Genomic DNA, 25,743 nt, shown 5'->3' on the forward strand with positions numbered 1-25,743 from the left:
TCCGTTCAAAAGTCCCTATTGTGGGTTGGGGTTTTATACGCGTGAAACGAAACACGGTATACTAGCGTCTGAAACCATGAAAGGGGGTTCCTGTGGGATTTTTCGACGGCCTCAGGAAGGATAAAAAGCAAGCTGAGCCGGTTCAGCAGGAACAACGCGTACAGGAAGATACCGTTGAGGATGAGATAGCCATCGAGCACATCGAAGTGGTCGAGCGCGACCCTCATAACTCAACCGAACTCGAGCCGCAGCCTGTTGAATCTCGCCCCGAAATCGAGCCTACGCCCATTCGCTCCTACCGCGATAAGAAGCCGGTGAAGCATGTGGTTGGCCAGACGAAGATCATGGCCATCATCAACCAGAAGGGCGGTGTGGGTAAGTCCACCACTGCAATCAACCTTTCCGCCGCGCTTGGCGAGATGGGCAAGCAGGTGCTTCTTGTCGACCTTGATCCTCAGGGTAATTCCTCAAGCGGCCTTGGAGTTGAGAAGAGCCAGGTGCAGAATTGCATCTACGATGTGCTGCTCAACGATGTTCCTGTCGAAGAGGTTATCATCCCCGATGTGTGCGAGGGTTTGGACTTGGTTCCGGCGACCATCAACCTTGCCGGCGCGGAAGTCGAGCTGGTTTCCGAGATGGCGCGCGAGAATCGTCTTAAGGATGCCATCGGGGCTCTTCGCGGTAAATATGATTACATCTTCATTGATTGCCCCCCTTCCCTGGGCTTGCTGACGGTTAACGCCCTAGTTGCCGCCGACAAGCTGCTTATCCCTATTCAGTGCGAGTTCTATGCATTGGAAGGTGTGACAAAACTCCTTGATTCAATGAAACGTGTCAAAACTCGCTTGAATCCCACGTTGGATATCTACGGCGTTCTTATGACCATGTACGACGGTCGAACCACGCTGTCCCGCCAAGTGGTCGAGGAGGTGCGCAGCTATTTCGGGCGATTGGTATTCGAGACGCTGATTCCCCGTACCGTAAAGCTTTCCGAGGCTCCTAGCTTCGGTCAACCGATAACCCTGTACGACCCTTCGGGCAAGGGTGCCCAGTCGTATATGAGTCTTGCTAAGGAAGTGATTGCCCGTGGCTAGGAATGGTCGTGGTGGTCTTGGTCGTGGTCTGAACTCGTTGTTGGGCGGTGCCTATGAGGAGGCTATTCCTCAGGAGGAGCCGCAACGTGTGCGCGTGGATGTCGAGCAGCCGCAGCAGCCCCAACCGAAGCCTCAGCCCGAACGTGAAGTGATTCGCGAGACTGTTCCTGCGCAAAAGTCGCCTGAGCCCCGGACGGCTCGCGAAGCCGTTCCCTCCTCCTATGAGGAGCAGGAGCCCGAGTCGATCGTTGAAAACGGCGTTGAGGTCACCATCAAGGGAGTTGCCCAGCGTGCTGCCCGTCCTGCTGTCCAGGAAGTGATTGAGCGCGCGGTAACGCCTTCTGCTGCTGTGCAAAACGACGGCGATGCGCAATCTCGCGAAGTGAACGAAGTGGACATCAACGCGATTGCCCCTAACCCCGATCAGCCTCGTACGAATTTCAAGCGCGAGGAGCTGGAGGAGCTTTCCGCTTCTATCCAAAAAGACGGGCTTTTGCAGCCGATTCTGGTACGTCCGCTTGAGGATGGCACGTATCAGATCATCGCCGGCGAGCGTCGTTGGCAGGCATCGAAGCTGGCAGGTTTGCACCAAGTGCCTATTCGAGTTAAAGAAGCTAGCGACGACAAGGCTCTGGAGCTTGCGCTTATTGAGAACATCCAGCGTTCTGATCTTAATCCCATTGAGGAAGCGTACGGCTATCGCCGCATGATGGAACGATTGAACATGACGCAGGCTGAGGTTGCTCAGGCGATGTCGAAAGGTCGTTCCACGGTTGCGAATGCATTGCGTTTGCTGGAGCTTCCCGAGGAAGCCCAACAGTTGCTGTTCGAGGAGAAGATTACCGCCGGTCACGCACGAGCTATCCTTTCCATCCCCACGAAAGAAGGACGCGAGCGCCTGACGCGTAAGCTGGTTGAGGAAAAGCTGTCTGTTCGCGAAGCTGAGGCTTTGGCACGCTTGTTCTCCGGAAAGAAAAATGAGAACGCTAAGCCGAAGACTCCTATGCCGAAGGAATACCGAAAGGTTGCCCGTACGCTTAAGGATGTTCTGGATACGCCGGTTAAGGTGAAATCCGTCAACGGCAAGAATAAGATTGAAATTGAATTTAAGGACGAAGACGATCTTGAGCGTCTGTTCAAGGGTATTCTTGCTTCGAACCTCGCATAAGGGATTTCTCTTTTCAAGCAAAGTAAACGAGTCGACGCATTCATCGCCGGCTCGTTTTTTATTTGACGAGTGATTACGCATTCGTTGCCGTCACCAGCGCCGAAGGAGTCAGGGGTATATTGGATTGTCGGTCTGATAACCCGATGGATATCGCGCGCTTTTGATTTAGGGGTTTGCGCCATTATGAGCAAGCGCGTCTTTTGTTCTCGGTTGTTTGAGCGGGTATGTTTATGAAAAGGAAACCTCCCGATGCTTTCGGTGATATCCAAGAAAGCATCGGGAGGTTGTGAGGCTATGAAACCAGTTTGTGCTGTCTTTGCAAATGCGATAAGGCATCAATTTCTACCGTTTGCGGGGCCCGCACTTGATAAGCGCACTTGCTATCGTCCGTTCGTGAACGTGTTCTTCAGCTGTCCGCAGGCGCCGGCGATATCGGATCCCCTGGAATCTCGCAACGTGGTCTCTATCCCGTGACGGCCTGTTTCGGCGATCCATTTGTCGATGGTTTTGGAAGCGCTTGGCTTATACGGTGATTCAGGGATCGAGTTAATCGGAATCAGGTTTATATGGCAAAGCAATCCCTTGCAGAAGTCCAGCAGTGCCGTCAGGTCCGCATCGGTGTCGTTAACGCCATCGGTCATGATGTATTCGAACGTGACGCGACGATTTGTTTTCTCGATATAACGCAGCAGGCTTTGCTTAAGCTTTGGCAAGGGGAAACCACTGGTTTTGGGCATCAGCTCAAGGCGTACATCCTGTCGTGCTGCATGAAGGGACACGGCAAGCGTGAACTGCTCGGGCTCTTCCGCGAATCGGTCGATTCCAGGAATGATGCCGCACGTGGAGATGCAGATGTGACGCGCTCCGATACCCAAGCCTTTTTCGTCGTTGATGATGCGCAGCGCGCCCAAGACGTTGTCGTAGTTCAGCAGCGGTTCGCCCTGTCCCATACCGACGACATTGGTCACGCGACGCCCCATAAGGCGCTGTACTGTGACGATCTGATCGACAATCTCGCCTGCGGTTAAATTGCGCGTAAGGCCTTCTTTCCCTGTTGCGCAAAACGCGCACGCCATAGGGCAGCCAGCTTGCGTGGAAAAGCAGACCGTAAGACGGTCGCCATTGCGCGATGGGATGGCAACGGTTTCAACGCATACGCCGTCGTGGTATTCCAGGAGCAGCTTATGGGTGCCGTCGTTGGAAACGGCCTCCTCTAGCACGCTTGGCACGTACAATGGATACTCCTCGGAAAGCTGAGCTCGAAGCTTAGCGGGCAGGTTGGTCATATCGTCATAGCTTTGAGCGCCTTTGCTGTAGAGCCACTCGTAAAGCTGTTTTGCGCGAAAGGATGGTTGACCGAGCTCCTTCATAAGGGAAGCCAGGTCGCTTTGAGTGAGGTTTTTGATTGGTGTATTCATGCGGGTCATTATACCTGTTTCACGTGAAACATCAGCGCTTACCTTGCATGCTGTGAAGCCCGTGTGCGGGTTTTGCTATACTGCAGCAATACGATCTCTAAAGGAGAAAGAAGGAGTCATGTCTTCAAGTATCGATCCTCGTTCTTGTCGTGTTGCTCTTTTGTGCGGCGGCAAAAGCAACGAGCGTGAAATTTCCTTGGCATCCGGTAAGGGTGCTCGCGAAGCTTTGGAGACGGCGGGTTTTTCCGTCACTGATATCGATCCGGCGAACAAGGAAGACCTGAAGCGTTTGATCGAGGAACCGTTCGACGTGGCGTTCCTCTGCCTGCATGGCAAATATGGCGAAGACGGTACGGTGCAGGGTTTGCTCGATATCGTCGGTATCCCTTACACGTGCTCTGGCGTGTGGTCGAGCGCGCTTGCCATGGACAAGGTGAAGGCAAAGGTCTTTTACGAGCGCGAGGGTATCCCCACTCCTCCGTCCTTGACGGTTAACAAGGGTGACAAGGTTGATATCCAGCAGGTCATCTCGTCTATGGGTGAGAAGGTTGTTGTGAAGCCCGGTACCGAGGGCAGCGCTATCGGCGTGTTCATCGTAGAGGGCGCGGAAGCCATCGAAGAGGCTTTGCAGAAAGCGCTCGATATCGATGATGAGGTGCTTATCGAGCGTTATATCAAGGGTCGTGAATTCACTGTTGCTGTTCTGGGGAACCATGAGCCGAAGGCTATGCCCGTTATCGAAATCGTTCCCAAGAGCGATTTCTATGACTTTGAGTCGAAGTATGCCGTGGGCGGCTCTCAGCATATCTGCCCTGCGCGCATCCCCGACGATGTGACGAAGGTTATGCAGCGCGAGGCGGAAAACGCTCATAAAGCGCTCTCGTGCAGCGGCACCTCTCGCACTGACTTCATCTTGGAAGACAACGGTGATTGCTGGGCGTTGGAGACGAACACCATTCCCGGCATGACAGCAACGTCCCTTCTTCCCGATGCCGCTCGTGCTGCAGGCATGACCTTCCCTGAGTTGTGCACCAAGCTTATCGAGCTTGCTTTGGAAGAGCCTGTGCGATAAACGGGTTTGCGGAACAAGTTTGTTGGGCAGTCGATTGAATTAGTCGTCTTTTCATAAACAGGCGACCTAAAACAATTCAGCGCACCCCTGAGAAATGGATTTCGTTGGATACAGAATACGTGGCAAACAGAAATGGATGCCATTAGACAAAGGATGCATGGCAAACAGAGGGGGCTGATTCCGGAAGTGTTCCGGGGGCAGCCCCCTCTTGCTGTAGCTTGGCACCATGCGATGCTCTAACGGATTGTATAGCGTTAAGATTGATTTGGAGGATGGGCTCTTATTCGTAGAGCAGGCCATCATGCCATCCGTTGATTTAAGAGTTGACCTCGATGCGGGGATTTAAGATCGAATAATCTTCCAAAAAACTTTATGTCGTCCTATGACAGGATGAACTCCGTAGTGTCGAGCGAACCCTTGAAATATCCTTTAAGAAAGCCATTGGCCAACGAAGTTTAGTGAAAGGGTGTATCTAAAACAACCTGCAGCTTTTTAAGCCGAACACCACCAATGCGACCAATGCTAGCAAGAATGCCCAGCTGATCAAAAAACAGCCCTTGTTCCCTTCCCTGCTCTTTTGAACCATCAAGTCGGTAAAGCCCCGGGATTTCTTGAGGATGGCGGTATGGCTGTCGCCCTTGGGCATATCAGCTCGCTGCGAAGGCTGCCAGGTTCCATGGGAATCAAGAATCGATTGCACACCTTGATTCTTGATGTCGATACGCGGGCGTATGCCTTGTGCAAGCGATTTCATGGTCGTTCGCATAAAAGTATCGAAATCCGATTGATGTACCTTGTCGTAGCAGAAGATTGCGACTTCGCCCCAATAGAAACCCGGTTCCGGCTGATCGGTGAAGGCGACGAACGACAAGACAGCATGCATTTCCCAGTTTTTGGCGGCAAGCAAGTTGAGTTTATGGGACGTTTGCTCGTCGAGGTAGCCTAGAGTATCGCCATAATCGTTCACGACCCATGCGCGTGTTTGGCCTTCCAAGGGCTTGAACTCGATATTGAAAACGTCGCCGATGATGCAATTCGATCCAAGCAGAATCGCCGCATCTTTCTTTGAAGTGGTGTTAAAGCGGGCATATGCGCCGAAATAGCAATCAGGCAGCATGGGGTCTCCTATCTGAAATGAAGTGAAAAAAGCGTAACACAAACGAAGAACCGGAATAGCCGGCATCCATCGATGCCGGCTGACTTACAATAAGAAGGTTACAAAGTGATAGAAGCAAACATGGAAGCATCCATGTGGGAGATAAGGAATATGCCGTGCGTGGTGATTTGCTCGCGTATATCAGTGATGGAACCCCTCAGGCGATCGTCGATCGCTATGCATCGCTTGCTGATGCTTCGAAAGAAAGCGATTACGGTGAGCTTGACCGCGATATCGTCGTTATAGACACCGAGACAACCGGCTTCTCGTTCAATCACGATGAGTTGACGCAGATTGCGGCCGCCCGCATGGATAAGGGCGAGATAGTCGATTGGTTTGTGACGTTCGTAAACCCCGGAAAGCCTATTCCGGAAGATGTTGCTCATCTGACCAATATTCACGATGAGGATGTTGCCGACGCTCCTTCTCCGGAAGAGGCGCTTGCGCAGCTCGCCGAGTTCGTTGGTGATTCGAAGCTTGTGGCCCATAATGCCGCCTTCGATCGCACCTTCACCACGCGACATCCAAGCGGCTATCCTTTGCTGGAGAACACCTGGCTTGACTCCTTGGATCTTGCTCGCATTGCTCTTCCCCGCTTGAAATCTCATCGACTTATCGACCTGGTTCGCACCTTCGGGGCACCGGTTTCCACGCATCGCGCAGACGATGACGTTGCGGCTACGTGTGCCGTGTTCCGTATTCTGCTGGCTGCGGTGGATGCCATGCCGAAGCCCCTTGTGGCTAAAATCGCATCCCTTGCAACGCCTGAGCAGTGGGAAACCCAGGTTGTTTTCCAGTACTTCGCCGACCATTCCGGTGATGCTGCTGACATGACGTCCGATGAAGCTGCGTTGGTCGAAGACGCTGCGCGCGACATTGTTTCACGTGAAACAAACGAGGGACAGCTCTCATGGGCAACGAGCCAGCTCGATTTGTTCTCGCTGCAATCCATTCGTCGCGATCGTCTTCGCAAGATCGAGAACAGGCCGAAGGTTGATGCGGATGCGATCGCCTCCGACCCCATGCGCAGCATGGAGTACCCCACTGCCGAGGAGATTGTCAAAGCCTTCAGCCAAGAGGGTCTTGTGGGCAACTTGTATAAGAATTACGAGCCGCGTGCCGAGCAGCGAGATATGAGCACTTCGGTGCGTGATGCGTTCGCTTCTGGGGACAATCTTGTTGTTGAGGCCGGAACCGGCGTAGGAAAATCCATGGCGTATCTGGTTCCTTTGGCGCTTACCGCGCAGAGGAACGGCATCACCGTCGGCGTGGCAACTAAAACGAATGCTTTGCTCGATCAGTTGGTATTCAAAGAGGTTCCCGCGCTTGCGAAGGCATTACGTGTATCCGACCCCGATGCAAAGCCTTTGACGTGTGCACCGTTGAAGGGATTCTCCCACTATCCTTGCCTTCGCAAGATTCGCAGCGTGGTTGATGACGGCGCTGCGATGAAGGAGATTCAGGGCAAAGAGCTGTCGCAGGCCCCTGCGATGGCGGCGCTGCTTTCGTTTATCGAGCAAACGGAATACGACGATATCGACGGATTGAAGCTTGACTATCGCTTGCTGCCGCGAAAGGTGATCACGACGAGCAGCCAGGAATGCCTGCGCCGCAAGTGTCCGTTCTTCGGCAACCTGTGCTTCGTCCACGGGGCGCGCAAGCGTGCCGAAGCTGCGGATATCCTGGTTACCAATCATAGCCTGCTGTTCTGCGACATGGCCGCTGATGGCGGCCTGCTGCCGCCGGTTCGCTACTGGGCGGTCGATGAGGCCCATGGTGCCGAAAGCGAGGCGCGCCGTGCTTTTTCCATCGAGCTTGATGCTGAGAATATCCTTCGAGAGGCGCGCCGAGTAGCGGCAGATGATGCTCGTAGGAACGTGTTCTCCCGCGCGGAGCGCCGTGTGGTCCTGAACGGCGCGAAAGAGGAAAGCGAAACGCTGTTCTATACGCTCACGCAAAAGGGTAAGAGTGCGGGTGAAGCGTATCGTCAGACCGCTGAGGCTTTCTGCGCCAGCTTGAAGGGCCTGTTGTTCTTCGACACGAACCGACATGGGCGCGGCTACGAAATCGTAGAGCTGTGGGTGAACAGCGATATCCGGAGTTCCGCCACGTTCGGCGATATCGTGGACAAGGGCGTCGCGATGCGGGAATCTGCCGAGAAGCTGATCGCGGCTTGCCAGAATCTGGTGGCATATCTTGAAGACATCGAGAACGCAGCCGCGATACAACGCGAGATAGCCGCGATGGCCATTGACTTGAAGGAACAGGTCAATGCAGTGCAGGTGATCCTTGAGGACCCCAACGAAAGCTATGCGTACGCTGCAACGCTGTGCCGGAAGAAGGACCGCGTCGGCGAAAAGCTGCAAGGTATGCCCGTTAACGTCGGCGGAAAGCTGAACGATACGCTCTATGCATCTACGCATTCGGTGGTGTTCGCATCGGCAACGCTGTCTGTCAACGGGAGCTTTGATGGCTTCACGAACGCTATGGGCTTGGGTCAAGGAGAGTTCTCTCCGGTCAAAACCTGCCAGCTTGATTCCAGCTATGACTTCGATAAGAACATGACGGTGTACGTTGTGGCCGATATGCCCGAGCCGAACGAGCCTAGCTATATGGCCACCCTGCAAAAGTTCCTTGTTGAGGCGCATAAAGCGCAGCAAGGTTCGATGCTCACGCTGTTCACAAACCGTCGCGAGATGGAGCGTTGCTTCGACTATGTTCAACCTGAACTGAAAAGCGATGATTTGCGCTTGGTGTGCCAGAAGTGGGGCGTGTCGGTGAAGGGCCTGCGCGATGACTTCCTTGCTGACGAGCACTTGTCGCTGTTCGCGCTGAAAAGCTTCTGGGAAGGGTTCGACGCTCCGGGCGCAACGCTGAAAGGCGTCGTCATCCCGAAGCTCCCCTTCATGAAACCGACCGATCCGCTCTCTTGCGAGCGTGCGGAACGCGATGACCAAGCTTGGCGACATTATGTGCTGCCCGCGGCGGTGCTCGAGGTGAAGCAGGCGGCTGGTCGATTGATTCGTCGCGCCGATGACACTGGCGCGCTGATCCTCGCAGATCATAGGTTGGTTTCGAAGAGCTATGGGAAGGTGTTCCTGAATTCCTTGCCAAGCAGCAACATCAAGGTGCTGCCCGCCGCTCAAATCGTTGCTGAATTGGCGGCAACGAACCGAGGCTGAACCTGGCGGCATATATGAGAAGACGAGACGATAAAATCGCCCGAGCAGCTCATATCAAAGAGAGGACGCACGGAACGTCCAACGAGATATCGTTCAGCGTTCTCGATGCTGCTAAATATAAGGAAACAACTCAGCGATTCAGCTTGAGGGATTTGCTCGCTGCCCGTAGGGATGCGAATGCTCAGAGTGTTTCACGTGAAACAGGCGAACATGTTTCACGTGAAACATCCGGTCATAAGGCGTCAGTTGGTTCGCACGCTAACGAAAACGGTGCTGGCAGGCGGCGAAGCGGAGTCTGGCTTAAACAGAAGCAAGCTAAGCAGGCAACCCAACGCAAGAAGGCTCTCCACGCATCAGACTATAGCGAAGAAGCTTCGTCTCAGGCGCCGGCTGCTGCTAAGCGCATGTCCATCGAAGAGGAGATAGCGCGAAGAAAAGCGCGCCGCCGCAAAGGGAGGATTGCTGCGGTATCCGTGGTGGCAGCTGCCTCTTTGGCAATCGTATCCGTTGGCGTTTGGGCGTGGCACTGTCAGGTCACCGAGCAGCAAGGTTACGAGTCTGAGCTTATGGATGCGCTGAGACTGGTTTCCGAAGCTGATGAGACCATCTTGCAAATTGATGCGATAGTGGATGACCCCTTTGCAGCAGAAAGCGAAGGAAAGAGGCAAGATGTTCTTTCCTCCGTCGAGCAAACCAAGCAGTTGCTAGTCGATGCTGATGGGAAGGCGCGCAACGTTTCGGAAAAGCTATCCGGTCCTTCCGTTCGCGAAGTCGCCAATCAAACGGTTATATCGATAACGGCACGCAAAGGCATGATAATGCAAGGCATGCAGTTGGTTGAGGCGTCGGAAGATGCTGAGCAGGCGGCGAAGGAATGCGACGCTGCGTGGCAGGTGGTGCTGGACGCGGATGCCAGGGTTCGCGAGGCGACAAAACTTGCCGGACGGAACGAGGTCGATGCATCTAGGGAGTGCACCTTGGAAGCGAAGGAAACGTTTTCCAAGAGCCTGGATCAGCTCAAGACGCTTCAAGCGGATTACCCAACGGCTGATGTTTCACCGCTGATCAAGTATGTGGAAAAGCGGATGGAAGCGATGGATTTGGCCGTGCAGTCCGATGAGGCTCTCGCCGCGAAAAACAAGGATGAGGCTATTGCGCGAAACGATGCGTATAACGCTGCCGAAGAAGAAGCTGCGACGATGGCTGCAGCCTTGCCAAGCGACCCGAAGCAATTGGTCAAAGATGCGTATTTCGCAACGTGGGCCGAGGTTATCAGAAGCTATGCCGGACAGCGCGCGGCTGCCGGTACCAGTGATGCAGTTATACGTGATTATTTGGGCGCGCAAGGCAAATAGCGTATACTGCAATCCGTATATGCCTTGCTGTAATTGAGGAACGAAAGGCACAAAAATGCCGGATATTAAAGAGCATATCGCATACCTGTCGCAGGAGATCGGCGCCCGTCCCGCTGGCACCGAAGAGGAACAGCAGGCTGCGTTGTACATTACCGAGCAATTCCAGAAGGAAGCAGGCTTGCCTGCTAACATCGAGGATTTCAATGGGGTCGGCGACCCTCATTTGCCTAGCATGATCTGCTGCGGTGCGGCTGTGGTGCTCGCCTTGCTGTCGTTGATTGTGCCGGTGCTGAGCATCATCGGGGTTATCGGTTGCCTTGCGGCCGTCGGCTTGTTCGCCGCGGAGTATTTGGATAAGCCCATCATCTCGAAGCTTCTGGGAAAAGGCGTGAGCCAAAACGTTGTGGCGAAGTACGCCCCCGCAGCGCCTGAGGATGGCGAAGGCGCTCGTCGCCGAAAGGTGATCCTGGTGGCTCGCTATGACACCGGCAAGGTGCGTGCCGAGCTTGCCGGTCCCACAGCGCAGATCATGCCGCTCGTCGGTAAGGTCTCCTTTGGTGCAATGGTCGCCCTTCCCGTGCTGTTGCTCATCAAAGGCGTTGCACTGGGTTCTTCCGAAGGTACGCTTACCACGATCTTCACGCTGCTGACCGTTATCGCCATGCTGCTCACTGCTATCCCGCTGGCTCTTGGTGCGCTACATCAGACTGCTGCTTACAACGAAGGTGCGAATTGCAACGCTTCCGGCGTTGCAGCTCTGCTTGAGCTGGCTCATCGTGTCGGCGCGGGTCGTGTGAGCGAAGCCGAGATCGCCGAGCGCGAGGACGCCCTGATGCATGGACCGGAGGCTGCGTATGAGAGCGGCCTTGTCCCTGAAGGCGCCGAGTTCGTGTATTCCTCCCATCCCCGTTCCTCCATGGAAGACGAGGAGAGCCTTATCGCCGCCAAGGCTGCGATCTCGGCGTTGTCGGGTAAGCCCGTCGACGGCATGACCGCTGAAGAGGTTGAGCGCAATCTCCAGAAGATCGAGCGACATGATCGCGAGGAAGCTGAAGAGGAAGCTCGAATGCAGCGCATGGAGGCGCGCGCCATCGAGAGCGCCCGCCGCGATGCCGAGCAGGCTCGTCTTGCGGCAGAGCAGGAGCAGCAGGCTCTTGAGGCTCAGCAGGCAGAGGAAGCCGAAAAGGCTCAGGCAGAGTTCGAGGCTCAGCAGGCAGCAATGCAGCAGGCGGAGTTCGAGGCCCAGCAAGCAGCGGCCCAGCAGGCTGCCGCCCAGCAGATGCAGGCCGCCGCGGAGCAACAGCGCGCAGCGCAGGCAAGCGTGCCAGATTGGTATGCCCGCGCTCAGGAGAAGGCCAAGAAGCCTCGTAACGCCGAGAAGCCGGCGCAACGTTCCCGTTACGCTAGCGCTCTTGATGCGGCGGTCGCCGAAAGCGCCGGTCATTTCGCGAAGGCGAACAACATCGTGGAGCATGAGCTCGAGCGCTCCTTCGACATCGATCGCGACACCATCCGAGAGGTTCGCGCTCCGCAGTGGGCGACCATCGCGCCCGTGCAGCCCACGGTGCAGCCTGAGACCGAGCAGTCGGCGGTGAACGCCGCTCCTGTAAACGCTTCCGTGAACGCGGTGTCGGCGGTTGAACAGGCTTCGCAGATGCAGCAGGCACCTGTGCAAGAGCAGCCGGCTATCCAGACTCCCGCACCCCAACAGGCAGTGCAGCTCGATGCGCAGGTCGAGACGGCTTCCGCTGACAAGCCCGCGCCCGCAGCGCCTCAGGACGATGCCGCGGTTGCAGCTCCCGCCCCCGAGGCTTCTGCTTCTGTGGCAGAGCCCGCATTCGAGCAGGCTGCCGCTCAGCAGCCCGTCGCGCAGTTTGCTCCCGCGCAGGTTTCCGCACCTGAGCCTGTTCAGGCCCAAGTTGTCGCTCCTGCCGAGGTTGCTGATCCCTTCGCCACGGCGGCTACGCCCCCGATCGACGTCACGAAGCTCCATCTTGAGGATGTCCCCCCGATGGGCGACGTTCCCATGCCGGCGTTCCTGGATCCGCGCAAGGTGCAGGAAGAGGCCCAGTCCCGCCAATCCGACGCTCCTCGCTCGGGCAATCGCGTCGACGTGACGCAGGCTTCCATCAACGACGCCGGTCGTGTCGATGCAGCAAATGCTCCCGTGGTGCCTATGCCTGCACCTGCGTCTGAGTCCGCAGATGAGATGGTGCCGGAACTGCAAGCCAAGCCGCTTGACATCCCTGATGCTTCCGTGGTCCCCGCGGCTCCCGTCACCTTGCCGGAAATCTCCGCGACTGCGCCTGCTGCCCCCGTTGCGGCGGCAGTGAAGCAGCGCGCTCCTCTTGCCGACGTCGAATCCGCCGGCAAGACCGCGGCGCGCAGCCTGCTGAGCTTGCTTCCCTCCATTGGGTCCTCCGATATCAAGGCCTCCCATGAGCAGGAGGGTGAAGAGGCTGGGGAACCCGGTGAGAAGAAGGATCCCAAGCCTTCCCTGCTCGCATCCCTGCCTTCGCTGTCCGGCTCGATCAAGGCAGCAGATGCGGCTCAGGCCCAGCCGGGTGTGAACGCTGCCGCAAGCTTCGGCACCGCTGGTGCTACCGGCTCGTTCGCTCCGGTGAGCAGCGAGCTTGCCAGCACCATGGATCCCGAGGACATGTACGTCGACGATGCGGATGATTCTGCTTACGACGATCACTTCACCGAAACGGGCGCGTTTGCGGGCCCGGGTTACATGGAGATGCCCAAGTCGCGCTTCCGCCGCCTGTTCGACAAGTTCCTCCATCGCAAGGACGACGAAGAGGATACGCCGCAGGAGTGGCTCGATGTGGACGACAACTTCGAGGCCCGCGCCGCTGGAAAGGCGCGCGGCGGCTGGGAGAGCTTCCAGGAAGAGCACTACGAGCAAGGCGAGTATCAGGGTGATTACGCTGTCGAAGCCGATCAGGATGCTGCAGCGTATCCTGGGGCTACGCAGGCTCTGCCCGCTTTGCAGAGCGACGATCTCGGCGCAACCCAGGCGTGGACGCCCCAGCCGATCGATGTCGAGGCGGCAGGCCAAGAGGTTTCCCAGGTCGCGTACGACGATTCATTCAATGTCGACGACGTGGCAGACAACGAGCAGTCCGGGTCCAACCGCTTCCGTCCGTGGCATGGCGGCGCTTATTCCGCACGTCGCATGGAGAACAGCAACCTGTCTTCCGAGGAGCTTGCCGACGAAGCGGCCGCGGCGGCCGTGCCCACGCCTGTTGAGCTCAACGAGGAGCTCAACGAGGTGTATCAGTTCCGCAACCCCGACATCGATGCCGAGGTGTGGTTCGTGGCCCTGGGTTCCGAGCTTGCTCAGAATTCCGGCATGAAGGCGTTCCTCGAGGCTCATCAATCCGAGCTGCGAGGTGCGTTCATCGTCGATATCGACGCTATCGGCGCCGGCGATCTGACCATGATCGAGCGCGAGGGTTTCTTGAGGCCCTCGAAGGCATCGTCGCGTATGAAGCGCTACATCCGCAAGGCCTCGCAGGCTACCGGCACCAAGGTGGCATCCGGTGCGCTGCTCGGCGAGGAAAGCGCTGCATCGTATGCGGCGAAGCATGGCTGCCAGGTTACCCATCTGGTGGGCATGGAAGGCGGCAAGCCCGCGCTGTACGGCCAGCAAGATGACATCGTCGAGAACATCGACGAGAAGAAACTGGCCTCCAACGTGGACTTCCTTATGGAGTTGTTGAAGAATATGTAACGCCTGCAACATGCTCGTCATGAGATAACACGGCCTCTGGCCTATAATTTCAGGCCGCACGAGCATGAACTGAAGGTGCATTCACCGATTCACGGCGCCTGCACTCTTATACGGCAACTAGAGAGGTTTACTATGGCTATCGAGGCATATTGCGTGAAATGCAAGGCGAAGAAGATCATGAAGGATCCCGTTGAGGGCGTTACGAAGAATGGCAAGCCTATCACGAAGGGCAAGTGCCCTGACTGCGGCACCACCATCTGCCGCATCGGCGCTGCAAAATAGCATATCGTATGAGCAACAACCAGCAATGCCCGCCTCGCGCGGGCATTGCTGGTTTTGAAGCGGCGGGAATGAATGACACGAAAGGAAGGGAGCGTAATGGGCGGCACGCAGAAAATCGACCTGTACGAGAATTTCAAGAGCATCAATTCTATCGATGCTGAAAAGTACAAACGCTACGATGTGAAGCGCGGCCTGCGCAATGCCGATGGAACCGGCGTGCTGGCGGGTTTGACGGGCATCTCCAACGTGCATGGCTACGTCATGTCCGATGGCGAGAAACGCGCCGACGAGGGCGAGCTGCGCCTGCGCGGGTACGACCTATACGACCTTCTGGGCGTTGATGCGAAGAATCGCCGATTCAACTATGAAGAGGTGTCCTATTTGCTGCTGATGGGCGAGCTTCCCACGGAGCAGCAGCTTTCCGACTATATCGCCACCATCGATGCTCAGCGCGAGCTGCCCGATGGTTTCACCGCGTCCATGATCATGCGCAACACCCCTCCCGACATCATGAACGTGCTGGCTCGAACCATCCTGCTTTTGTACGCTTATGACGAAAACGCCGAGGATCGATCCGTCCAGCACGAGATCAGCACCGCCATCTCCCTCATCTCTCGCCTGCCCCGCATTATGGTATTGACGTACTATGCGATCCGCGCGCGTTACAACAACGAGTCCATGATCATGCATCGTTTCATCCCGGGTCAGTCCACGGCGGAGACCATTCTGTCCATGCTGCGCCCCGACAGGCAGTTCACACCTGAGGAAGCGCGCATGCTCGACATCATGCTGTGCCTGCATGCCGAGCACGGTGGCGGCAACAACTCGTCGTTCACCACGCACGTGCTGACGTCCGCCGATACGGACGCGTACTCCACGTACGCGGCGGCGATCGGGTCGCTGAAGGGTCGCAAGCACGGTGGCGCGAACCATCAGGTTCTGGCCATGCAGAAGGAGATCAAGGACAACGTCGTCAATTGGGAGAACGATGACGAGGTTGCCGCGTATCTCGCCAAGATCGTGAACAAGCAGGCTTACGACAAGAGCGGTCTGGTTTACGGCATGGGCCATGCGGTGTACACGCTGTCCGACCCTCGCGCTGTCATCTGCAAACGCTTTGCCGAGAAGCTGGCCATAGGCACGGAATTCGAAGCCGAATTCCGTTTGCTCGAGAAGATCGAGCGCCTGGCACCTGAGGTGATCCTCAATGAGAAGGGCACGAGAAAGGATATGTGCGCGAACGTGGACATGTACTCTGGCTTCGTGTACTCCATGCTGGGCATTCCGGAGGATCTGTTCACCCCGCTGTTCGCCTGCGCTCGCATGTCGGGTTGGGCTGCGCATCGCTTCGAGGAAATCGTCTCGGGCAAGCGCATCATCCGTCCCGCGTACAAGTCGATCTACAGCAAGAAGCGTGCGTATATCCCTATGGACGAGCGCTAAGCCCAACACAACGCAAAACCCTGTTAAAGCGCCCGGATCGCATCCGGGCGCTTTTGCGCTGTTTTGAGGCGAGTAAGTAGGCGAAAGGGTTGAAGGTTACATAAAACTAAAATGGGTAGCTGGGGCTGGTTTGGTTCAGAAAAAGAAAAACGCCCGGCGACCCGGGCGATAACATTCTGGCGGAGGAAGTAGGATTCGAACCCACGGAACCTTGCGGCTCAACAGTTTTCAAGACTGCCGCCTTCAACCACTCGGCCATTCCTCCATGTAGCTTGCTAGGATACCATATAATGATGCTTATGAATGACGAAGAATACATGCGCATGGCGCTTGAGGAGGCGCAACGTGCGGCGGCTATGGGAGAGGTCCCCATCGGCGCCGTTGTTGTGTACCACCCTATCGACAAAGCAACGCGCCGACCCCTCGCAGAGCCTCGCGTGATCGCGCGGGCATGCAACATCCGCGAGACGCAGCAAGATCCTGCAGGGCATGCGGAGTTCGTTGCCATGAAGGCGGCTGCCGCCGAACTTGGCGTGTGGAGGCTTACGGGTTGCACGGTGTACGTGACGTTGGAACCGTGCATCATGTGCGCCGGGCTCATGCATCAGGCTCGGGTCGACCGCTGCGTGTTTGGTGCGCCCGATCCGAAAGCGGGTGCTTTAGGCACGCTGTATTCCATTCACGAGGATAAGCGCCTCAACCATACATTCGACGTAAAGGCCGGCGTGCTGTCCGAGGAATGCGCAACCATATTGCGAGAATTCTTCAAGGCACGTCGAAAGAAACGAACGGAGCAGCAGTGATGCAGCAAGACGAAAAGCAGAATGTTTCACGTGAAACATTGGAGGGGTCCGTGGACATGCTCGACATAGCCCGCGTTGCCCAAGACGTGGAAGCGCGCGAGTTCGCAGGTATGGGCTCGCTCAAGCTGGTTGCCCCGGCGAAGGTGAATCTGTACCTGAACGTCAAGGGCGTGCGCGATGATGGATACCATGAAGTGTCCACGACGATGCATGCGCTGATGCTGCATGACGTGCTGCGCATGAAGATCATTCCGGGCACCGGTGAAGCGGTGAAGCTGACCACGCGCAGCTTCGAGGGGCTGGCTCCCCTGGATGTTGACCCGCAGGACAACATCGTGGTGAAGGCCATCTTGAAGTTGGCGGAGGCGTTCGGCCGCACGCTGGGCGAAGAGGAAACGATGCGCGTGCATCTTGAGAAGCGCATCCCCGTCCAGGCGGGCCTGGGCGGCGGCTCGTCGGATGCGGCAGCAGCGCTGTTGGGTTCGGCGGTTCTGTGGGGCGAAAGCGTTCTCGATCCGCGAATCAAAGAGGTTGCCGCCCAGCTGGGCGCCGACGTGGTCTTCTTCTTGCAAGGCGGGTGCGCTCTTTACGACGGCATCGGGGAGAATCTGGTCCGCACGCTCAAGCCGATGAATGATTTCCTGGTGCTGGTGAAGCCCGAAGGCGGCGTTTCCACCGCTGAGTCGTACAAGAAGCTCGACGAAGATCCCCAGCCTATCTCGGCAAAGGACGCTAAAGCTGCGGAGTCGGCAGAGTATGCGATGAGCGTGCCGTTGCTGAACAATATGGCGAAGGCCAGCGAGCAGCTGAATCCGGGAATCCGCACTGTGCGCGAATGGCTGCAGGAGCAGCCGGGCGTATGCAATGCCATGATGTCCGGCAGCGGCGCCGCGGTGTTCGCGGTATGCGATTCCTTCGCATCGGCGGCAAAGGTGGCAACCGACGCACAGGCCAAGGGATGGTGGGCCCGCACCACCACGTTCGGTCCCTTTAAGGCGACGCTTACCACGAATTGCTAGACAAACCGTGCAGCGTAGGGGATTTCAGCGTGTCGATGTCGTTTATGCTGTATCCAAAGGGGGGCACCTTGTCTTGGGAGACCTCGACCTTGCAAGGGGCTCGGACTGCGATTTGTGAAAAAGCGCGATCTTCAAGGTCGCGTAATTCAGGCAACCGGTAGAAGGAGGAGGCCATGACGGCGGTAATCATCCTTGTCGCGATAGCGGTAGTGCTCATCGTGCTCATCATTGCGCTCTATAACAAGCTGGTGAAGCTTCGCAACATGGTGGACAACGCTTGGGCGCAGATCGATGTGCAGCTTCAGAGGCGTTTGGACCTTATCCCGAACGTGGTGGAAACCGTGAAGGGTTATGCTCAGCACGAGAGCGCTACATTGGACGCCGTGACGCAGGCTCGCGCGGCTGTGGCGAGCGCAACCACTCCCGAAGGCCGCATGGGAGCAAACAACCACCTTACCGAGACCCTCAAAAACTTGTTCGCGGTGGCCGAAGCCTATCCCGATTTGAAGGCGAACGCCAACTTCCAGCAATTGCAGGCTGAGCTGTCGAATACCGAAGACAAGATCAGTTACATGCGTCAGAGCTTCAACGATACGGTGATGAAGTACAACACCGCCATCCAGACGTTTCCCGCCGTGCTCTTTGCGGGTGTGATGGGATTCAAGGAGCGCCCGAGCTTTACCGCTGAAGAGGGTGCCTCCGTCGCTCCAAGGGTGACGTTCTAGCATGGTTGCGAGGCTGACGCGCATCATACCGTTGCTGCTATTGCTGGCTTTCGTGGCCGGCGTGGTGTACGTGGTGGCGGCATGGCGCTACTCGCCGGCACGGGCGAAGGAGATTCTTATCAAGGCCTTCACCGTGCTGAACGTGGCGCTGACCGCGTTCTTCGGCTTGGCAAGCTTGTATGCGCTATCGGAGAGTAACGGCGATGTGCTGGATTTAACGCTTTCGTTCATGGTTACGGCGTTGGTGGCGCTGGGGATCACGCGGATATGCCGCGCCGTGTTTCTGAAGCACAACCCCTCGTATCGGATGAAGCCGATGAAAGCGAAGCGTTTGCGCCGCTGGCCCTGGGGAAGAAGATAGATCGCGAAGGCGCCCGAAATCGGGCGCCTTTTTTATGGCGCGGGAAGGCGCTGGGAAAACGATTTTAGAAAGAGCGGGAGAGCATCTTTCAAAGAGCATGCCGTTGAGGTGGTTGCTTACGGTAAAGTGCCCTCTATAGGCGTTCTTGTCTGAATTCCCTACATTGCTCAAGACCGCCTGCGAAGCTTAGAGAGTCGTGGCAACGAACTGGTTATAGGAGTTGGCATCGATACAGGAAATGTTGGGATGCAAAAAACGACCCCCATCAGGATGCCCTGATGGGGGTTCGCGTAAGTATCCAGTGGCGGAGAAGTAGGGATTCGAACCCTAGATGCCCTTGTGGGGCATACTCACTTAGCAGGCGAGCACCTTCGGCCTCTCGGTCACTTCTCCACGCTATAATAGGTGCGGGTAGATATAATACCTTGACTGTCGAAAACTTGCAAGGAGCATTCTCGATGCAATACACAAGGACACCTCATTTCCCAGGCAGCCAGCGGGATGGCGCGCGTTGCCGTGCCGCATGGTTGGTTGCGGTCGCTTTAGTGGTTGTTGCTTGCGCTTGTGCGCTGGCGGTTTTGCCGTGCAAAGCCTACGCAAAGTCGTACACCATGCCGCAAGTGGATATCCAAGCCCAGCTGGAAACCGACGGCACGCTTCACGTGGTTGAGCAGCGTACGTTTGATTTCGACGGGTCGTTCTCCGCCGTATGGTGGACGCTGAATCTGCTGCCCACGAACGCGGAGTTCACCGTGAACGGCGTTCGCATGATGGGCGTTGACGAGTCCAACGATGCCGAGGGGTCTATGTCGGCGATGCCCGAGGTTCCGTTCGAGCTGAAATGGCGCGAGGAAGGCGGACCGGGAAAGGATTCGTATTCCGTCGATAGCCCGAAGAACACCGTGTACGTATTCTTCGGGTCCCAGCCCAAACGTGTGGTCGTGGAGCTTGATTACACCATCACCAACATGGCGCAGGTCTACGATGACGTCTCTGAGGTGTACTGGCAGTATCTAGGCTCCGCCTGGGCGGTTCCTTCCGAGAACGTGACGGCCACGCTTCAGCTTCCCCTTCCCCAGGGAGTTACGGTCGATCCTGGCGAGAACGTGCATGCGTGGGGCCATGGCCCGCTCAGCGGCAGCGTTTCCGTTAACGCCGATGGGTCTGTCACGTGCACGGTTCCCCGCGTGGAATCTGACGAATATGCCGAGATGCGCGTGTGCATCCCCTCCAAGTGGCTGACGAACGTTTCGCTGAGCACGCAGCGCCTGCATGCCGGCGAGCAGCGCCTGGACACGGTCCTGAAAGAGGAGAAGGCTTGGGCGGATACCGCGAATAGCAAGCGCATGATGTCGCTGGCGTTCTCCGCAGCATGCGTGGCCGTATGCGTTGCGGCGTTGGTTTGGGCTGTCGTCATGTTCTTCCGCCACGGCAAAGAGCACAAGCCTGACTTCACGGAGCAGTATTGGCGCGACGTGCCGCGTCAGGGCGTGCACCCGGCCGTTATCGGTCGCCTGTGGCGTTGGAATAGGGAAAGCACCGACGACCTTACGGCAACGATCATGCATCTGGCGCAGACGGGCGCCGTGCGCATCGATTCCGGTTCGTACATGGTGCCGAAGAAGCATGGCGGCACGAAGACCGTGAACGACTTCTATATCACGAAGCTGGTGGAAGCCGATGCCGTGAGCGATCCGATCGACAAGGCAACGTTCAAGCTGCTGTTCGACAAGGTGGCGTCAGGTCAGAACTCGCTATGGTTCGGCAGCATCAAGAAGTATGGCGAGGACCATTCGGAGCAGCTGGTAAACGCGGTGAAGAATTGGCAAGGCGTGCTGACCGCGGAGACGGATAAGCACGGCTTCTTCGAGGAGAAGGGCAATAACCTGCGCGGTTGGACGTGGACAATCGCTGTTGCGTTGTTCGTTATCGCCATGGTGATTTGGTTCATGTCCGACAACATGATGCCGATGATGTGCGCCGTCCCGACTGCTGCGGCCTTGGCGTTCATCGGCAACAATATGACGCGACGCAGCATCGACGGCAACAACCTGGTTGCGCACTGCAAGGCGTTGCGCAATTGGCTGCGTGACTTCAGCTCGCTTGAGGAGCGCCCGCCCACCGACGTGAAGGTGTGGGGCGAGTTCATGGTGTACGCGTACTTGTTCGGCGTTGCGAAGCAGGCAATCGAGCAGCTTCGCAAGACGCAGCCCCAGCTGTTCGCGGTCGACCAGACGTACGGAGATACCTACGTGCCCTGGTGGGGTTGGTACACCTCCTACGAGAGCGGCGCGAACGCTGGGATGCCTGATGTGGGAAGCTTCCTTTCCTCGTCGTTCAACCAAGCTGTGAAGACCGCTAACGAGGCGATTCAAGCTGAATCGAGCGGCAGCGGAAGTGGCGGCGGATTCTCCAGCGGCGGTGGCGGCGGCTTCGGTGGCGGTGGCGGCGGAGCTCGCTAGTCGCTAAGAAGGAAGCTGCGGATGTGGTGATCTCGGCGAAGGCCAAGCCTGCAATAGGCAGGTTCGCGATCTGCGCACACCCCGCTGGCTTGTCGCTCGATTCTCGCGGCACGCTTTCAGCTTGCTTGACGCCGCCCGTCTGCTAAGATAGCGGGCGCATCGTCTAGCGGCGAATCTTGATGAAAGTGAAACGCCGATCTGCGCCGCTTTGTGCGGCTGTAGGTTGGCGTTTCTTTATGCCCCTGGTAGCGAGCTGCGATAGAAGGCAAAGGGAAGGCTGTATGAAGAAGGAATTGCCCGCTTGGGCATATAAGATTGCCATCATGGTGGCAACCATCATCTGGGGCTATAGCTTCGTGTCCATGAAGGGGGTTGTGGCGGTCCTTCCGCCAGCGTGGCTGTTGGGGTTCCGCTTCCTGTTTGCGGGCATCGTGTTGACTGCCATTCTTTGGAAGCGTGTTCGCGAGGCGTTCAGCGGCAAGATGGTGCTTGCCGGCACGGTGCTCGGCCTTGCCGATTTCCTGGCGTTCTGGACGCAAACCGTTGGCTTGGAACACACCACTCCAGGCATCAACGCGTTTCTGACGGCGACGTATTGCGTGATTGTCCCCTTCTTGTGGTGGATCGTCGCCCACAGACGTCCAACGGTGTTCAATATCGGCGCCGCCGTGCTTGCCTTGGTGGGTATTTGGCTCGTGTCGGTCCAGTCGGGCGGCATGACTATGGGCTTTGGCGAGGTTATGACGCTGCTGTGCGCGGTCTTGTTCGCCGTGCACATGGTGCTGGTTTCGAAGCTTTCCCGCTTCTATGACGTGCTGGCCCTGACGGCTGTGCAGTTTGTCGCTGAAGGTTGCATGGGCTTGCTGTCGGGGGCGGCTTTTGAGACGTTTCCGGGGTTTGCGGTATTTACGCCCGACATCATCGGCCAGCTGCTGTTTCTGGCCATTTTCGCTTCCATCGTGGCGTTCGGCATCCAGAACGTGGCGTTGGCGCATATTCCTCCCGCGCAAGCATCGTTGTTCCTGAGCCTGGAATCGGTGTTCGGCGTGCTGTTCAGCGTGCTGCTGTACGGCGAGCAGCTGAGCTTGCGCTTGTTGATAGGTTTCTTTTTGATCTTCGTGGCCATCATCATCAGCGAGACGTTTCCGTTGAAGCGCAAACAGCCTGATGGCGCCGTTGAGGAGGCTATATAAGAACAGCTTGTTACCGTTGTCTTGACGCATGAGCAGGCATGATACAATTCGGACGTACATGACCGATCAAGGAGGGCTTACCATGGCGGAGAAGAACAACGTTGTTCTTATCGGCATGCCCGGCTCGGGTAAATCCACGCTGGGCATCGTTTTGGCGAAAATCATGACGAAGGACTTCATCGACGCCGACATCGTCATCCAGAACCAGTGCGACAAGACGCTGCAGAAGATCATCGATGCATGCGGCCCTGAGGGTTTCATCGAGGTCGAGAACGAGATTCTCAGCAAGATCGATGCGGAGAACAGCGTTATCGCCACGGGTGGTTCCGCCGTGTACTCCGATGAGGCTATGAAGCACTTGGCGGAGATCGGCACGGTTGTGTATCTCAAGATCTCTTATGACCAGCTGGTGCATCGTCTAAGCGACCTGCAGGAGCGCGGCGTTGTTTTGAAGGGTGGCATCGGTATGAGCCTCAAGGAGCTGTACGACGAGCGTCTGCCGTTGTACGAGCAGTATGCCGGCATCACGGTGGACGTGAACGACCTGTCCATCACCGCTGCGGCTCGTAAGGTTGCAGATGCGCTTGCCCATGAAGGTGTGAAGTAATGTTTCACGTGAAACATTAGGATGTTGAAAGGCCACCGAAAGGTGGCCTTTTTTATGCAGGTGAGTAAGTTAAGCAGTTAAACATTGCTGTGCTGCAGGGTTCGGAAAAACCACGACATACGGTTCGATGGTGAAGCGCTTTGTGGCGCTCTGCTAGCAACGGACAACGATGCTTTTCAGCTGGGAGGAGGAAAGCGTTGCTCAAAGGTCATGCCGCAAGTCCATGTGAAATCCTGGCAGAAACAAATAAGGCCCCGATGTTTCACGTGAAACATCGGGGCCAGCATGAGGGGCAGGCAGTTGCTATGCGGTGGCGAAACCTTGTGCAGCTGCTGCGCGGTCCTCCTGGGCGGTTTTGGCGCCCAGGCGATCGGTAAGGGAGTCGATTGGCGGCACGTCGTCATGATTCTTATGCGGAACCATGTCCTCTTCCTTGCCGCCTGCGTCGTTCAGACGCTTGAAGAAGTCCTTCGTCTCACGGACGACCACACCGGAGAGAACGATCAAGGCGATCATGTTCGGCACGGCCATGCACGCGTTGAAGATATCGGCGATGGTCCAAACGGCGGAAACGGTCATGTAGGGGCCGATGAACACAGCGGCAATGTAGAGCCAGCGGTAAACCTTCACAGCCTTCATGCTGCCGTTGCTGAAGTACTCGAGGCAACGCTCGCCGTAGTAGTCCCAGCCAAGGATGGTGGTGAAGCCGAACAGAGCCAGGCACGCCATGAGCACGAACGACACGACGGTGGGAGAAACGAACGGCAGGCCAGCCTGGAAAGCAGCGGTAGTGACGGAAGCGCCCTCAAGGCCGGGGATCTGGTAAGCGCCAGTCATGACCAAAGCAAGGCCGGTCATGGTGCAGACCACGATGGTGTCAAGGAACGTGCCGGTCATGGAAACGAGACCCTGACGCACGGGCTCCTTCGTCTGAGCGGCTGCGGCGGCGATAGGTGCGGAACCGAGGCCGGCCTCGTTGGAGAAGATACCGCGTGCGATGCCCTTCTGCATGGCGATGAAGATGGCGCCGAGCATGCCGCCGGCAGCAGCGTCAAGACCGAAAGCGGAACGGAAGATGACCACGAACGCACCGGGGATCTTGTCAAGGTTGGTCAGCAGCAGGACCAGGGAGAAGCCCACGTAGAGCACGACCATGACGGGGATGACACGCTCGGAGACGCTGGCGATGCGCTTGATGCCGCCGATGACTACCAGGCCGACCAGCACGGCAACCACGATACCGCCGATGACGGTGGCGATGGAGTAATCCATGCCGAGGACGCTGATCGTGAAGGCCTTTTCAGGATCGAAGAAGTTCGTGATGGCGGTGTTAATGGAGTTCACCTGGGTGAAAGTACCGATGCCGAACAGGCCTACGCACATGCCGAAGAAGGCGAAGATCTTAGCGAGCCAGCGCCAGCTGATCTTGGGCAGACGCTTGCCCATGCCGCGCTCGATGTAGTAGAACGGGCCGCCCAGCACGTGGCCGGTGTTCTCGTCGATGCTGCGGAACTTGACGGCAAGCAGACCCTCGGAGTACTTCGTTGCCATGCCGAACAGCGCTGCCAGCCACATCCAGAACATGGCACCAGGGCCGCCGACCACGACAGCGGTTGCAACGCCCACGATGTTGCCAGTACCGATGGTTGCTGAAAGCGCGGTGCACAGTGCGCCGAAGCTGGTCACTTCGCCGGAGCCGCCCTTTTCATTCTTGACCATGTAGCGTAATGCTCGCGGCAGTTGGCGGAACTGCAGACCGCCCAGACGTACCGTCAGCAGGATGCCTCCGAACAGGATGAGCACCATCAGCGGTACGCCCCATACAAAGTCGTCAATGGTGGTGATCACGGTGTTGACGGCGTCGAAAAACCCTTCCACAACTCACTCCTATCTAAAACTCTGAACCGATACAACCTCTGCGAGACCCTGAGGATGCACGGAAAGAGAGCTCAGCGAAAGCGGCGGGGTTCTGGGGTATGGGATTATGGAAAGGGAAAAGTGTTGGTGAACGCCGAGTTTGAGTTTCGTTCACGTTTGCGACAAGTCACTGACTTTTCTCTGTCCTTTTGCCTGAGAGTTTCAGCGAAACGGTTCGCCGTCGCAGCTTGATCGAAGCTGTTTACGGTTAGGTCTTGCGGCCTGCGTTTCGCCTTGCCCCTTCGGCACCCATGGTTGGGATTCTCCAGAGGCCCCTGCTTGCCCTGTTTCTTGCGATCCAGAACATATCAACGGGGTGACGCTATGAAATTGTGGCATGAACTTTAACAGTGGGGTAACGGCTTGTAAACACCCTAATATTTCGAACGTGTAACTTTTTGGGCAAGTGGATAAAAAAGGCCGGAATGAGACAGAACGGTTATTAAGGCCGGGATGCAGAATGAACCCCGAGGAGATTCTTGTGCAAGAATGATTGAACGCAATGATGTACTAATACTGTTGCGCATGGCTTCTTGCGAAGATGCCGGCTTGTTTGTCGAGGTGGATGTTTCTTTCTGATAAGGGTTGCACCTTCGTTTTAGGGAGTGCGCCTTGTTAACATGGTTTCGACCTGGAACGGGCGAATGATTGCTGCATCTGCTCTCACAACAAGCGGGTTCAAGCCCGGGCTATTCAATGCAAAGGGTTGCCTGAAGAGAGCTTCGTCCCCTTGTGAGCAGGACTGGG

18 protein-coding genes, 2 tRNA genes and 1 riboswitch are annotated in these 25,743 nt (G+C 56.9%); of the genes, 15 read left to right on the forward strand and 5 right to left on the reverse strand.

Features of this window, described 5'->3' with window-relative positions:
• Window positions 1-344 precede the first annotated feature (344 nt).
• The gene (locus tag SFHG_RS00825; protein WP_181859460.1) at window positions 345-1,094 is read left to right on the forward strand and encodes a ParA family protein; all 750 of its coding nucleotides are present in this window, start codon (window positions 345-347) and stop codon (window positions 1,092-1,094) included.
• The gene (locus SFHG_RS00830; RefSeq protein WP_081468858.1) at window positions 1,087-2,262 is read left to right on the forward strand and encodes a ParB/RepB/Spo0J family partition protein; all 1,176 of its coding nucleotides are present in this window, start codon (window positions 1,087-1,089) and stop codon (window positions 2,260-2,262) included. The genes SFHG_RS00825 and SFHG_RS00830 overlap by 8 nt, the downstream gene beginning before the upstream one ends.
• Window positions 2,263-2,642: 380 nt before the next feature.
• On the opposite strand, the gene rlmN is transcribed toward SFHG_RS00830, so the two are convergent.
• Window positions 2,643-3,689 carry a dual-specificity RNA methyltransferase RlmN gene (gene rlmN / locus SFHG_RS00835; RefSeq protein ID WP_042432308.1) on the reverse strand — a complete coding sequence of 349 codons (1,047 nt, stop codon included), beginning with the start codon at window positions 3,687-3,689 and terminating at the stop codon, window positions 2,643-2,645.
• Window positions 3,690-3,798: 109 nt separating this feature from the next.
• Between rlmN and SFHG_RS00840 the strand changes: the two genes are divergently transcribed.
• A complete protein-coding gene (locus SFHG_RS00840) occupies window positions 3,799-4,752 on the forward strand; it encodes a D-alanine--D-alanine ligase (protein ID WP_042432311.1) in 954 nt (317 codons plus the stop codon).
• 472 nt (window positions 4,753-5,224) lie between these two features.
• Here SFHG_RS00840 and SFHG_RS00845 read toward each other — a convergent pair whose 3' ends face one another.
• Complete coding sequence (locus SFHG_RS00845) at window positions 5,225-5,869, reverse strand: hypothetical protein (RefSeq protein WP_042432314.1); 645 nt, start codon at window positions 5,867-5,869, stop codon at window positions 5,225-5,227.
• A 134-nt stretch (window positions 5,870-6,003) separates the two neighbouring features.
• Between SFHG_RS00845 and SFHG_RS00850 the strand changes: the two genes are divergently transcribed.
• The 5 genes from SFHG_RS00850 (at window position 6,004) to SFHG_RS00870 (ending at window position 15,909) form a co-directional block, all read left to right on the forward strand.
• The gene (locus SFHG_RS00850) at window positions 6,004-9,090 is read left to right on the forward strand and encodes a helicase C-terminal domain-containing protein (protein ID WP_202898023.1); all 3,087 of its coding nucleotides are present in this window, start codon (window positions 6,004-6,006) and stop codon (window positions 9,088-9,090) included.
• A gap of 14 nt (window positions 9,091-9,104) precedes the next feature.
• On the forward strand, window positions 9,105-10,445 hold the full coding sequence (locus SFHG_RS00855) for a hypothetical protein (protein ID WP_148514776.1): 1,341 nt from the start codon (window positions 9,105-9,107) through the stop codon (window positions 10,443-10,445).
• Between the two features lie 55 nt (window positions 10,446-10,500).
• A complete protein-coding gene (locus SFHG_RS00860) occupies window positions 10,501-14,184 on the forward strand; it encodes a hypothetical protein (protein WP_052297741.1) in 3,684 nt (1,227 codons plus the stop codon).
• Between the two features lie 132 nt (window positions 14,185-14,316).
• Entirely contained in the window at window positions 14,317-14,466 is a 150-nt protein-coding gene (locus SFHG_RS10915; protein ID WP_042432320.1) for a DUF5679 domain-containing protein, read from the forward strand.
• A gap of 96 nt (window positions 14,467-14,562) precedes the next feature.
• Window positions 14,563-15,909: a citrate/2-methylcitrate synthase gene (locus tag SFHG_RS00870; RefSeq protein ID WP_042432323.1), complete on the forward strand. Its 1,347-nt coding sequence runs from the start codon at window positions 14,563-14,565 to the stop codon at window positions 15,907-15,909.
• 177 nt (window positions 15,910-16,086) lie between these two features.
• Here SFHG_RS00870 and SFHG_RS00875 read toward each other — a convergent pair.
• Window positions 16,087-16,174 (reverse strand) — tRNA-Ser (locus SFHG_RS00875).
• A 34-nt stretch (window positions 16,175-16,208) separates the two neighbouring features.
• Here SFHG_RS00875 and SFHG_RS00880 point away from each other — a divergent pair.
• The 4 genes from SFHG_RS00880 to SFHG_RS00895 all read left to right on the forward strand — a co-directional run bounded on the left by SFHG_RS00880 (window position 16,209) and on the right by SFHG_RS00895 (window position 18,817).
• Window positions 16,209-16,712: a nucleoside deaminase gene (locus tag SFHG_RS00880; RefSeq protein WP_081468906.1), complete on the forward strand. Its 504-nt coding sequence runs from the start codon at window positions 16,209-16,211 to the stop codon at window positions 16,710-16,712.
• Window positions 16,712-17,731 (forward strand): 4-(cytidine 5'-diphospho)-2-C-methyl-D-erythritol kinase, encoded by a 1,020-nt coding sequence (ispE, locus tag SFHG_RS00885; RefSeq protein ID WP_052297743.1) that lies wholly within the window; start codon window positions 16,712-16,714, stop codon window positions 17,729-17,731. The genes SFHG_RS00880 and ispE overlap by 1 nt, the downstream gene beginning before the upstream one ends.
• Before the next feature lie 173 nt (window positions 17,732-17,904).
• On the forward strand, window positions 17,905-18,456 hold the full coding sequence (locus SFHG_RS00890; protein ID WP_042432326.1) for a LemA family protein: 552 nt from the start codon (window positions 17,905-17,907) through the stop codon (window positions 18,454-18,456).
• A gap of 1 nt (window position 18,457) precedes the next feature.
• Window positions 18,458-18,817, forward strand: coding sequence for a hypothetical protein (locus tag SFHG_RS00895; RefSeq protein ID WP_042432329.1), 360 nt, complete (start codon window positions 18,458-18,460; stop codon window positions 18,815-18,817).
• 302 nt (window positions 18,818-19,119) lie between these two features.
• Here SFHG_RS00895 and SFHG_RS00900 read toward each other — a convergent pair.
• Window positions 19,120-19,210, reverse strand: a tRNA-Ser gene (locus SFHG_RS00900).
• A 218-nt stretch (window positions 19,211-19,428) separates the two neighbouring features.
• On the opposite strand from SFHG_RS00900, the gene SFHG_RS00905 reads away from it, so the two are divergent.
• The 3 genes from SFHG_RS00905 (at window position 19,429) to SFHG_RS00915 (ending at window position 23,079) form a co-directional block, all read left to right on the forward strand.
• A complete protein-coding gene (locus SFHG_RS00905) occupies window positions 19,429-21,279 on the forward strand; it encodes a DUF2207 domain-containing protein (protein ID WP_162096550.1) in 1,851 nt (616 codons plus the stop codon).
• 281 nt (window positions 21,280-21,560) lie between these two features.
• The gene (locus SFHG_RS00910) at window positions 21,561-22,472 is read left to right on the forward strand and encodes a DMT family transporter (RefSeq protein ID WP_042432335.1); all 912 of its coding nucleotides are present in this window, start codon (window positions 21,561-21,563) and stop codon (window positions 22,470-22,472) included.
• 82 nt (window positions 22,473-22,554) lie between these two features.
• Entirely contained in the window at window positions 22,555-23,079 is a 525-nt protein-coding gene (locus tag SFHG_RS00915; RefSeq protein WP_042432337.1) for a shikimate kinase, read from the forward strand.
• A gap of 303 nt (window positions 23,080-23,382) precedes the next feature.
• Here SFHG_RS00915 and SFHG_RS00920 read toward each other — a convergent pair whose 3' ends face one another.
• Complete coding sequence (locus tag SFHG_RS00920; protein WP_042432339.1) at window positions 23,383-24,957, reverse strand: alanine/glycine:cation symporter family protein; 1,575 nt, start codon at window positions 24,955-24,957, stop codon at window positions 23,383-23,385.
• A 170-nt stretch (window positions 24,958-25,127) separates the two neighbouring features.
• Window positions 25,128-25,275, reverse strand: a riboswitch (glycine riboswitch).
• Window positions 25,276-25,743: the final 468 nt, after the last annotated feature.

The organism is Senegalimassilia anaerobia JC110, assembly GCF_000236865.1.
GTDB classification, from domain to species: Bacteria; Actinomycetota; Coriobacteriia; order Coriobacteriales; family Eggerthellaceae; genus Senegalimassilia; species Senegalimassilia anaerobia.